Origin of the sequence: Demequina pilifera, assembly GCF_048814985.1 — a bacterium.
GTDB lineage: Bacteria > Actinomycetota > Actinomycetes > Actinomycetales > Demequinaceae > Demequina.
This window is the reverse complement of sequence record NZ_JBMDTW010000001.1, coordinates 51,608-62,494: the sequence shown is the minus strand read 5'-3', so window position 1 is coordinate 62,494 and position 10,887 is coordinate 51,608. Positions and strand designations below refer to the sequence as shown.

The 10,887-nt window shown below is 70.5% G+C and carries 12 protein-coding genes; 7 read left to right on the top strand and 5 right to left on the bottom strand.

Annotation, left to right across the window (positions count from 1 at the left end; all coding sequences use genetic code 11):
* Positions 1–148: 148 nt before the first annotated feature.
* The 3 genes from ACNI14_RS00245 to ACNI14_RS00235 are packed head-to-tail and all read right to left on the bottom strand — an operon-like array spanning position 149 to position 1,878.
* On the bottom strand, positions 149–1,051 hold the full coding sequence (locus ACNI14_RS00245) for a 3-methyladenine DNA glycosylase (RefSeq protein ID WP_420517914.1): 903 nt from the start codon (positions 1,049–1,051) through the stop codon (positions 149–151).
* A 21-nt stretch (positions 1,052–1,072) separates the two neighbouring features.
* Positions 1,073–1,336, bottom strand: a complete 264-nt coding sequence (locus ACNI14_RS00240) for a hypothetical protein (protein ID WP_420517913.1) — start codon at positions 1,334–1,336, stop codon at positions 1,073–1,075.
* Complete coding sequence (locus ACNI14_RS00235) at positions 1,333–1,878, bottom strand: carboxymuconolactone decarboxylase family protein (RefSeq protein WP_420517912.1); 546 nt, start codon at positions 1,876–1,878, stop codon at positions 1,333–1,335. The genes ACNI14_RS00240 and ACNI14_RS00235 overlap by 4 nt, the downstream gene beginning before the upstream one ends.
* Before the next feature lie 129 nt (positions 1,879–2,007).
* Here ACNI14_RS00235 and ACNI14_RS00230 point away from each other — a divergent pair, with 129 nt between their 5' ends.
* Positions 2,008–2,916: an AraC family transcriptional regulator gene (locus ACNI14_RS00230; protein WP_420517911.1), complete on the top strand. Its 909-nt coding sequence runs from the start codon at positions 2,008–2,010 to the stop codon at positions 2,914–2,916.
* Here ACNI14_RS00230 and ACNI14_RS00225 read toward each other — a convergent pair.
* Together ACNI14_RS00225 and ACNI14_RS00220 are read right to left on the bottom strand one after the other, a co-directional pair.
* Complete coding sequence (locus ACNI14_RS00225) at positions 2,870–3,823, bottom strand: hypothetical protein (RefSeq protein ID WP_420517910.1); 954 nt, start codon at positions 3,821–3,823, stop codon at positions 2,870–2,872. The genes ACNI14_RS00230 and ACNI14_RS00225 overlap by 47 nt on opposite strands.
* 43 nt (positions 3,824–3,866) lie before the next feature.
* Complete coding sequence (locus ACNI14_RS00220; protein ID WP_420517909.1) at positions 3,867–4,943, bottom strand: heparan-alpha-glucosaminide N-acetyltransferase domain-containing protein; 1,077 nt, start codon at positions 4,941–4,943, stop codon at positions 3,867–3,869.
* Between the two features lie 91 nt (positions 4,944–5,034).
* Here ACNI14_RS00220 and ACNI14_RS00215 point away from each other — a divergent pair, with 91 nt between their 5' ends.
* The 6 genes from ACNI14_RS00215 to ACNI14_RS00190 all read left to right on the top strand — a co-directional run bounded on the left by ACNI14_RS00215 (position 5,035) and on the right by ACNI14_RS00190 (position 10,884).
* Entirely contained in the window at positions 5,035–5,820 is a 786-nt protein-coding gene (locus tag ACNI14_RS00215; RefSeq protein WP_420517908.1) for a fumarylacetoacetate hydrolase family protein, read from the top strand.
* Positions 5,817–7,337 carry a glutamate--tRNA ligase gene (gene gltX / locus ACNI14_RS00210; protein WP_420517907.1) on the top strand — a complete coding sequence of 507 codons (1,521 nt, stop codon included), beginning with the start codon at positions 5,817–5,819 and terminating at the stop codon, positions 7,335–7,337. The genes ACNI14_RS00215 and gltX overlap by 4 nt, the downstream gene beginning before the upstream one ends.
* A gap of 4 nt (positions 7,338–7,341) precedes the next feature.
* Positions 7,342–7,929, top strand: a complete 588-nt coding sequence (locus ACNI14_RS00205) for a GNAT family N-acetyltransferase (RefSeq protein WP_420517906.1) — start codon at positions 7,342–7,344, stop codon at positions 7,927–7,929.
* The gene (locus ACNI14_RS00200; RefSeq protein ID WP_420517905.1) at positions 7,902–8,639 is read left to right on the top strand and encodes an HAD family hydrolase; all 738 of its coding nucleotides are present in this window, start codon (positions 7,902–7,904) and stop codon (positions 8,637–8,639) included. Before ACNI14_RS00205 ends, ACNI14_RS00200 begins: the two co-directional genes overlap by 28 nt.
* A gap of 4 nt (positions 8,640–8,643) precedes the next feature.
* Entirely contained in the window at positions 8,644–9,609 is a 966-nt protein-coding gene (locus ACNI14_RS00195; protein WP_420517904.1) for a hypothetical protein, read from the top strand.
* A gap of 108 nt (positions 9,610–9,717) precedes the next feature.
* Positions 9,718–10,884 (top strand): glycosyltransferase family 4 protein, encoded by a 1,167-nt coding sequence (locus ACNI14_RS00190; RefSeq protein ID WP_420517903.1) that lies wholly within the window; start codon positions 9,718–9,720, stop codon positions 10,882–10,884.
* Positions 10,885–10,887 lie beyond the last annotated feature (3 nt).

Here is a 10,887-nt window from a genome sequence, read left to right as displayed (position 1 = left end):
CCCCCCCCCCCCCCCCCCCCCCCCCCCCCCCCCCCCCCCCCGGTGCGGAGTGATCCCGCGCGATGAGTCATGGCTTGCCTACAGGGCGCTCGCTCACCGCCACACATGTACATGACTTGCCTAGAAGGCCGCGGGGAGCGGGGAGGGGTCAGGCCTGGAGGATCTGGTCGCAGATCTCGATCAGGTGCGCACGCAACGGCGCAGCCCTCGCCGCGAACTCGCGTTGACGGGCCGCGTACTCGCTCTTGCCCTCGGGCGTCTCGACGGGGATCGCGGCCAGCCCGTACGAGCTGATGTCGTACGGAGATGCCTGCATGTCCACGCGCCTCACATCGCGCGCGAGCTCGAAGCAGTCGAGCACCAAGTCGCCCGGGACCGCCGGCTCGAGCTTGAGGCTCCACTTGTACAGATCCATGGTCGCGTGAAGGCAGCCGGGCTGTTCCGAGTCGACCTGCCCGGCGCGCGTCAGCGCGTGCGCGTTGCGTGGCGCCGCATCGGCCGTGAAGAACCGGAACGCGTCGAAGTGCGTGCACTGCAGCGGGTGCGACTCGACCACGGCGTCGGTGCCGTCGCGGCCCAGGCGCAGCGGCAGTCCGTGACGACGCGCGGCGTCCGAGGCGCCATAGACCATCGCCCACTCGTGCATCCCAAAGCAGCCGAGCACCGGGGAGCGGCCGGCCGTCGCGGCCAGCAGGCGCCGAATGTGGCGCGCGGCCTCGCCCCTCTCTGCGCGGAACGCCTCGACGTCCAGTGACGTGACCGAGCCGTCCGTCCTGTACCAGCGCCAGCCGGCATGCTCCTCGGCGTCGGCCATAGCCACGCCGATGCCGGGGTGCCATCGGCGCAGGCGCCCAGGCTTGGTCGAGTAGTACTCGAACAGGAAGTCCTCGATCGCGTGGCGCTCGCCACGGTCCCGGCGGGCGCGGTGCTCTGCGGTCATCGCATCGGCCCGGTCGCGGTGCGCCGACGCGCGCTCGCGCCACTCCCCGGCGGCAAGCAGCACGTCGCGAACAGCGGCGTGATCAGGGGCGGCGATAGGCATGGTGCCCATTGTCTCAGTGCCGGCGCGACCTCAGGAATCGCAGTCGCAGATCGCGTTGACCTCGACCACGCGCTCTCCTTCGTCCTCGTGCGCCCACGCGTGCGCCTCCGCACGGGAGGCGAAGCGGCGTGGCGCGAGGCGACCGTTGGCCATGAGCACGGAGATCTCGATCTCCTCGCGCGGATCGCTCCAGTGCTCAGCCATCTGCGAGGCGGGCTCGCCGGCCGATGCGGCCGCGCCAGGGCGGGAGACGTGGCCTCCCGCCCCGGCATGGGCCGCGCGATCGCGCATCATGCAGCGTGACGCAGGCTCACTGCCGGGAAGTCGACCGGCACGTCGAGCGCAACGTTGACGTAGTTGGTGAACAGATTGAGAGCCACATGTGCCATGGTCTCAACGATCGCCTCGTCGCTCCACCCGTGACGGCGCACGGCCGCGAGCTGCGCGGCGGTGATGTGGCCGCGTTCGTCGACCACCGCGAGCGCGAACTGGAGCAGCGCCTCGATGCGCGGATCGTCCGAGCGGCCCTCCTGCGCATCCGCCAGCACCTCTACGCTCACGTCTGCCTTGCGGCCGAGCGCTGTGTGCGCGGCCAGGCAGTACTCGCACGAATTGCGGTTGGCGACTGCCACCGCGATCTGCTCGCCGATGGCGGCGCCCAGGGTCCCCTGCGAGAGCGCGCCGAACGATCCCCACATGCTGTTGAGGGCGGCGGGGGAGTTCGCCACGGCCTGGAACATGGCCGGCACGGTGCCGAACGCGCTGTCAATGCGCTGCAGGGTATCGCCGGCGGGACCGGTGGCCGTCTCGTGCGAGATGAGGTCGACGTGCGTCATGGTGTCTCCTTCGGTTGGGGTCGCGCTCGGGTTCGCGCGACCGTCATGAGCGAGTCTGTCTCGACCGATGTGGACGATTCGACTCTTTGAGTCCTAGAAAATTGTCTGATCGTCCGGCATGATGGGCTCATGGACTCCACGGATCGCCTCACCCCGGTGCTCGAGCGCTTTCGCGTGACCACCCGGCTGTTCCACACCGGGGACCTGTGCGGACTCACCACATTCGATGCGCGACCTGGGCGCGGATTCCTCCACGTGCTGCGCGAGGGCGACCTGAGCATCGGGCATCGCACCGAGTCTGGGCGCACATTCACACAGACCGTCACGGCTCCCAGCCTGGTCTTCTACCCGCGCCCGCTCGAGCACAGCTTCCGCACGCCCGAACGGGGCGACAACGACTTCGCGTGCGCTGCCATCGAGGTGCACGGGGGTGGCTCCCACCCGCTGCTGCGCGCGCTGCCCGATGTGGTGGTGCTCCCGCTCGACGCGGTGGGGACGCTCTCGTCGACACTCGATCTGCTGTTCCGGGAGATCGATGCGGTCCAGTGTGGGCGCCGGCTCGTGGCGGACCGGCTGTTCGAGGTGGTGCTGATCCAGTTGTTCCGATGGATGCTCGACCACCCGGACGGCGTCGCGCTGCCTCCCGGGATGCTGGCCGGTCTCGCCGACCCGGCCCTCGCCCCTGCGCTGATCGCGGTGCACACGAACCCGGGCCGCGCCTGGACCGTCGCGTCGATGGCCACGGCGTGCGCGCACTCCCGTAGCGCATTCGCTGCGCGCTTTGCGCGTGTGGTGGGCCAGACGCCCATGGAGTACTTGACGGAGTGGCGCGTCACGGTGGCGCAGGACGACTTGCTCGCAGGCGCGTCCGTGAGCCGTGCCGCGATGGACGCGGGCTACTCGACGCCGGCGGCGTTCACCCGCGCCTTCACGCAGCGCGTGGGCGCATCGCCGCGCGCTTGGCTGGCGGCGGCGCGGCCCGCGACACCTGTCAGCGCGCGTCCCACCAGTCCAGCACGCGCAGCGCACGAAGGGTGATCCACCGGCTCGGTTCGCCGGCGGATTCGAGAGAGAAGTGCACCCGTCCCGCATGGACGCGGTCCAGGTCCCAGCGCCCGTCCTCGCGCCGCTTGGAGCGGAGCAGGTCGATCGCCTCGGCCGCACGCGCATCGGGCGCCCTGCCGGCGACGCGCAGGTGGTCGAGGCCGCGCAGGATGTCGTAGTGCCACTGCGACGGGAAGGCGAGGCGCACGTAGCCGGGGTTGGCGACCTCGCCGGTCGAGCGCCGCCTGAACATGCGCCTCTCCAGCAGGTACTCCTCGCCCCCGCGCAACGCGGCGTCCACGGGAACGCGCCCGCCTGCGGCCGCATACGCGGCCATGCCCTCGAGCACGTTGACGGTGGTGTCGAAGCTCGAGACGGCCGATGCGTGGGGAGCCTCGCAGTTCCACCCTCCGTCGGTCAGTCGTTCAGCGAGCAGACGTTCAACGATGGGCGAGGCGTCGCGCCCGGCGTAGGTGGCGATCGCGACCGTGCGGCCATTGATGCACGGCTCGACCTCCCCGTCGAACAGCGCTTGGCCGCCCTCCTCCCAGCGCACGCCGTCTCCCGCGCGGTTGAAGGCGTCGGCGCCCCGGGGATCGGCAGGATCGACGCCGAGCTCGATCAGCAGCGACAAAGTGGGATAGGTCGCGGTCCACGGCTGGCCTTCGCGCTCGTACGCGGTCTCGGACACCGGGTTCGGGAAGCACGCGCCGCCGTCCCAACTGCCGTCGTCCCACTGGAGGTCGAGCAGCCGCACGCCCCAGCCCTCGCGGGCAACACGGGCGCGCTCGGTGGCGACGGACTCGGGGTCGGCGCCCACGAGGTCGCGCAGAACCTGCCAGCGGATCGCCGGATCGCCGTCGAGCAACCACTCGACGACGTCGTCGCGGGATGAAGCCATGTGGAGAGCGTAGGGGGACGGAACGCGCTTCGCGCGCCGGGAGCTAGCGTCGCGGCGTCGCCACGGCCGTCGATGCGGACGTCAGCATCCGTTCAAGCGGACCTTGCCCCACCGCCGCACGCCACGCGCACGCGAACGCGATCAGGCCCAGCGCGAGGGCGATGAACGAGACGTTCGAGGGCTCCCACACCATCTCGGGGCCGACGAACGCGATGACGAACAGGTGCGCTACATACAGCGTGAGGGCCATCGATCCGGTTGCGCTGAGGGGCCACAGCGCTCGCGGCCAGCGCGACGCCACGAGCAGGGCCAGCCCGATGACGGCGCACGCGACGCCGATGTTGAGGCCCATCTCGACGGGCGTGTACGAGTGGTCCTCGTCGGTGAGCCAGCCCTCGATGGTGGCCTCCGAGGCGTCGGACCCGGTGCGCAGCGCCCACCCCGCGAGCCACGCGGCCGCAGCGATCACCACCCCGACGGCCACCAGCGACAGCGCTCGAGCGTACGAGCGCAGATCCATTCGCCCGATCGCGAGCCCCACCATGATGTACGCCATCCAGGCCAGGGCGGGGTAGTGCTCCGACCACAGCGCCCCGACGACTGGCCACGCGCCCGCGCCCGCCTCGGTCACCGCTCTCGCGAGCCAACCGCCGCCGGCCGCGAACACCGCCGCGCCCGCGAGCAGCACCCCGGGTCTCCACCGCAGCATGGGCAGCGCCAGCAGGAACATCACCCCCAGGTTTCCGAGGATCACGGCCACAGGTGTGCCGAGCGCGGACATGAAGAACCCGAGGATGATCAGGATCATCGCGCGCACCGCGATGCGCACGCGGGTCTGGGACAGGTCGGCGCGGGGGAGCGCGGCGACGGGAACCGTGCCGCGTCGCGTGACCATCAGGCTCATCGAGACCCCGGCCAAGACCGCGAACAGCGCCGATGGGTGCCCGTGCGTCACCGCCAGCCACGCCCAGCCGTCGCTGTCCGCACCGCGGATGCCCTCGTCGCCCGTATGCGAGCCGACCATCCCCAGGATCGCGAGGGCGCGCGCCACGTCCAGGCCGTCGATCCGCAGCCGCCGCGCGTCCGTCCCTGCCGGGTCGATCGCATCGGCCGTGTGCATACTCCGCATCGTACGCAGACCCAGCGACCGCATCGGCCGGTGCGACCGCGCCGCGCGTGCGGCGCGGCGACGCCCGGCTAGGCTGGAGAACATGCGTATCGCGAGATTCACGACCGGAGGCGAGCCGCGCTACGCGGTGGTCGACGGCGAGCCAGGCAAGGAAGAGCTGGTGGTCCTCACTGGGGACCCCATGTACACGCCGGGGGAGGTGACGGACGAGCGCATCCCGCTCACCGACGACGTGCGGCTGCTCGCGCCGGTGATCCCTCGCTCCAAGGCGATCTGCCTGGGCAAGAACTACGAGGCCCATGCCAAGGAGATTCCTCACCGCGGTCCGGCCTCCGAGGTGCCGATCGTCTTCCTCAAGCCCAACACCGCCGTGATCGGCCCGGACGATCCCATCGTGCTGCCGCACTACAGCGACGACGTCCAGCTCGAGGCGGAGCTCGCCGTCGTGATCGGCCGCGTGTGCAAGGACGTCACCGCGGAGCGCGCCGAGGACTTCATCTACGGCTACACCTGCGCGAACGACGTCACCGCCCGCGACTCGCAGCGCGCCGAGGACCAGTGGTTCCGCGCCAAGGCGTTCGACACGTCGCTGCCGCTCGGCCCGTGGATCGAGACCGACCTTGCGACGGACAGCGCGGAGATCACCTCGCGCATCAACGGTGAGACCGCGCAGAGCGGCAACACTCGCGACATGATCCGCAACATCGCGCAGGCCGTGGCGATGGTCTCCGAGGTGACGACCCTGCTGCCGGGCGACGTCATCCTCACCGGCACCCCCTCGGGAGTGACCAAGCTCAATCACGCCGACATCGTCGAGATCGAGATCGAGGGGCTCGGGGTGCTGCGCAACCCGGTGATCCGGCGATGACGGAGACGACGATTCAGGCGACCGGCGATACGACAGCCGATGCGGTCAGGGTCCGGTTCTGCCCGTCACCGACGGGCACGCCTCACGTGGGGCTCATCCGCACTGCGCTGTTCAACTGGGCGCACGCGCGCCGTCACGGCGGCACGTTCGTGTTCCGCATCGAGGACACTGACGCGGAGCGCGACTCCCAGGAGTCGTACGAGCAGCTGCTCGATGCGCTGCGCTGGCTCGGGCTGACGTGGGACGAGGGGCCTGAGGTGGGCGGCCCGTATGCGCCGTACCGCCAGTCCGAGCGGCACGCGATGCACATGGACGTGGCGCGCAGGCTCGTCGAGGGCGGCTACGCCTACGAGTCCTTCTCGACGCCCGAGGAGGTCGAGGAGCGCCATCGCGCGGCCGGGCGGGACCCCAAGCGGGGCTACGACGGCTTCGACCGCGACCTCACCGAAGAGCAGAAGGCCGCGTACCGCGCCGAGGGCCGGGTGCCCGTGATCCGCGTCCGCATGCCCGACGAGGACATCACCTTCACGGACCTGATCCGCGGCGACGTCACGTTCCCCGCGGGCAGCATCCCCGACTTCGTGATCGTGCGCGGCAACGGTCAGCCGCTGTACACGCTGGTCAACCCGGTGGACGACGCTCTGATGCGCATCACCCACGTGCTGCGGGGAGAGGACCTGCTGTCCTCGACGCCGCGCCAGATCGTGCTGCACCGGGCGATGGTGGCGCTGGGCGTCGCCGAGCGCGTGCCCGAGTTCGGGCACATGCCCATGGTCACGGGAGAGGGCAACAAGAAGCTGTCCAAGCGAGCGCCCGAGTCCAACCTGTTCCTGCACCGCGACCGCGGCTTCACCCGCGAGGGGCTGCTGAACTATCTGTCGCTGCTGGGCTGGAGCATCGGCCCCGATCGCGACGTGTTCACGCCCGACGAGTTGGTGGCGGCGTTCGACATCCGCGACGTCAACCCCAACCCCGCGCGGTTCGACCTCAAGAAGGCGGAGGCGATCAACGCGGAGCACATCCGCATGCTGCCCGTGGGGGATTTCGTGTCCCGCCTGGTGCCGTACCTGCACGCCAGCGGCCACGTCTCCACCGCGGACACCCGCGAGCTCCAGCCCCACGAGGAGCAGATCCTCGCCGAGGCCGCGCCGCTGGTGCAGACCCGCATGACGCTGCTCGGGGAGGCGGCCGGCATGCTCGGGTTCCTCTTCGTCGGCGACGATGAGCTGCCGCACGACGAGGCCGCCCTCGGCAAGCTTCCGGAGAACGCCGCCGAGGTGCTCGACGCCGCGATCGGCGTGATCGAGGGGCTCGAGGAGTTCGGGGCGCAGGCGCAGCAGGAGGCGTTGCAGGCCGTGCTCGTGGAGCAGATGGGGATCAAGCCGCGCTTCGCGTACGGCCCCCTGCGCGTCGCGATCACCGGCCGGCTCGTGTCGCCGCCGCTGTTCGAGTCCATGGAGATCCTCGGGAAGGACCACGCACTGGCCCGACTGCGCCGGCTGCGCTCGACGCTGTAGGGACGTGGGCGAGCGCGGGGCCGATCCGGCCGTGAGGCTGGGCGTGTGGGCCAAGCCCACCCTTGTGGGCGAACGCGTCACGCTTCGCCCGTACCGTGCTGACGACGCGGACGCGGTGTGGGAGATGCTGAGCGACCCGGTGGGTCGCGAGCTGACAGCGACCACAGCCACGTTCGATCGAGACCAGATCGACGCGTGGGTGGCGTCTCGCGCCGATGCTCCCGAGCGTCTCGATCTCTCGATCATCGACAATGCGACTGGCGAGTGGGCGGGGGAGGCGGTGCTCAACGAGCCGAGATCGGGCCCGCTCGGGACTGCGATGAGCGCGAACTTCCGCATCTCATTGCGCGGTCCCGCGTGGTTCGGCCGCGGCCTCGGCACCGAGGCGACCCGCCTGGTCGTGGCGCACGCCTTCACGAGCATCGGCCTCACGCAGGTCACCCTCGATGTGCTCGCGCGCAACCCTCGAGCAGTGCGTGCCTACGAGAGTGCGGGCTTCGTGGAGACGGGGCGACGGCTGGAGGACGGCGAGAAATGGATGGACATGGAGCTCACGCGCGACGCATGGACGACGGCGCAGGGGGCCGCATGATCCGCGGCCTGCTGCTGGACGTCGACGACACCCTCGTCGACACGCGCGGCGCGTTCCGGCACGCGTTGGTGCGCGTGGCCGAGGAGCACCTGGCTGACGGGATCGACCCTGAGGAGCTGGTGCAGTTCTGGCGCGCCGACGGCTCCGGCTGGTACCGGGCCCACACGCGCGGCGAGCTGACCCACCGCGAGCAGCGTCAGCGGCGCGCGAACGAGCTGCACGCCGAGTTCGGCGGCGATCCCATGGACGACGACGCCTATGACATCTGGGACCAGGGCTTCGAGACGTACTTCCGCGAGGGATGGCGCGCATTCGAGGACGCCGTCCCCTTCCTCGACTCGCTTGACGGGGCCGGCATCCCGTACGGAGCCGTGACCAATGCCGAGTCGGGCTATCAGCGGCTCAAGCTCGCGGCATGCGGTCTCGAGCGCGTAGACGTGTTCGTCGGAGTCGATCTGTTCGGCGTGGGAAAGCCCGATTCCCGCGTCTTTCTCGAGGGAGTGCACCGGTTGGGCCTCGAGCCGGGTGAGGTCGCCTACGTAGGCGACGAGCCGGACATCGATGCCGGCGCTGCGGCCGATGCGGGCCTCACCGGGGTATGGCTTGACCGCCCGGGTGCGCGTCGGGGTACGGCGGAGGAGTCGCGGCCCCTCGCCGGGCGAGTGGTGACCGTCGCTGGACTGGACGAGGTGCTCGCGTCACTACGGTGAACCTATGAGCATCGACGTCGAGCCGCCGCGCCGTTCACGCGTGTCGCGACTCTCGGCGCACGGGTTCAAGCGTGCGGCGGCGGTCGCGGCCGTGGTGGTGCTGGCGCTCGCCGTGATCGCGGCGATCGTGTGGTGGGTGCTGCAGGACGAGGGCGAGGAGGCCCCGGATCCGGCCCCCACCCCCACCCCGTCCGTGACGGATGGCGCCGGGCCCACCGCCGCTCAGGAGACGGCGCTGCTCTATTACGACTGGCTGCGCTGGCGCCACGTCGCGGACTGCTTCACTGAGGCCGGCTTCCCCCGCGAACCGTTCCTGCGCTACGAGCTCGATCGGGTGCCGAGGGTCGCGGGGTTTCTCGGTGTCGAGGCGGCGACCGACGACGTCTCTCTTCCCAGCCCGGACCTGCGGTGGGCGGCGGAGCACGGCCCCGGCGGGCCGAGCTCACCACCGGCGCGGCGCCTCACCGAGCCGGGCTCCCCGGACAGCTGCCTGCCCGATGCGCCCGCGCTGCAGCGGCCAGGCGGGTCGGACAACGAATCCCTCGTGGACGAGGCACGATCCGACCAGGCCTTTCTGGACGCGCTCGCGGAGTACGCATGGCTGGCCGAGAACCCCGCTCCCGTCGCGCTGGCCGTGGCGAGGGTGCAGGACGTGTTCGAGGAGACCACGATGGACCCTGCGGCGCAGCGCCGATGGAGCGAGCGGCTCGAACGCGTCACTGCGACTCTTGACGACCAGTGGGTCCTGATCGCGAGCGACGCGACGGACCAGTACGCGCACGCTGCGGGGCTCGGCGTCGAGGGAGACGTGATCATCGTGCGGGTGTCCGGCCAGGACGCGGATCTCGCCAACTCGTGGAATCGCAACTGGGACCAGTCGTGCGGCGAGATCACCGTGAGCGTCGGCGCCGACGGGCCGTTCGACGCATCCTCGTTGCGGTCCGCGTGCGAAGCGGCGGCCGCGGACTGACCCCATGCCTCATCGAGTGTCGCGGCGGAGGCCCTGCGGCGCCGGATACGGTGAGGGCATGAGGACGAACGGACCCCGCATACCCCTGCACCCGGTGGCGGTCGCCTGATGCGGATCTGCTTTGTCGCGGACGAGAGCATCTACCGTCCCGCGGGGGTCCAGTACTACGTCCTCGACCTGGCCGTGTGGCTCATCGACCGGGGCCACGACGTCACGGTGCTGCACTCGGCTAACGCGGACGTGCCCCAGCGCGACATCGATCCGCGCATCCGCGTGGTCGAGATCGCCAAAGGCGTCGAGGTGCCGTTCTTCGCTCCCAATGGCGGGGTCTCGGTCTTCCCGGGCGCGGCGTCTCGCGCGATCGTTCGCGACGAGCTCGAACGAGGCGACTTCGACGTCGTGCACTTCCAGTACCCCTTCTCGCCGCTGGTGTCCGGCGTGGTCATCCGGCAGCTGCGGCATCTGGAGCGCCGCACGGGCAGACGGCCGCGGGCCGTGGCGACCCTTCATGTGTACGTCGAGGAGCACAAGGTGCGCATCGCGGCCAACCGGGTGCTCGCTGCGGTGCAGCGGCGCAGCATCCGCCGGCTCGACGCGGTGGTGGACACCGGAACTCCCACGGCTCACTACAGCGAGAAGTACCTGGGGCGCACGAGCGTGCACATCCCCATCGGCATCCCGGCGCCGGCCACCGTCGCGCCGCCTCGCTCTGGCCAGCCACGGCGGGTGCTCTTCCTGGGCCGACTACAGGAGCGCAAGGGCGTGCTGCAGTTCATCGACGCGCTGTCGAAGGTCCGACCCCGCGAACTCGTGTCGCAGGCGCGCGTCACGATCGCCGGCGACGGGCGCGAATGGGAGGCGGCTCACGAGGCGGTGAAGGAGGCCGGGCTCGACGTGGAGTTCGTCGGCGCAGTGAATGAGGAGAAGTCCGCGCTGTACGACGAGGCCGACCTCGCGGTGTTCCCCACCCTGTATGGCGAGACGTTCGGGATCGTGCTGCTCGAGGCGATGAGCCGGAGGGCGGTGTGCGTGGGCTACGCCAACGTGGGCTACGCGAGCACGATGGGTGAGCTCGCCTCGGACTACCTCGTCCCGCCGCACGACAGCGACGCTCTCGCGGCGCTCATCACTCGCGTGCTGACGATGAACGACCGCGAGCTGGAGGACTGCAAGGACCAGCAGCGCGCGTACTTCGACGCGCACTACGACATCGATGAGGTGTATCCGGCGCTGCTGGACGTGTACGCGGGGACCACCCCCGTCCGCGAGACCTAGCGC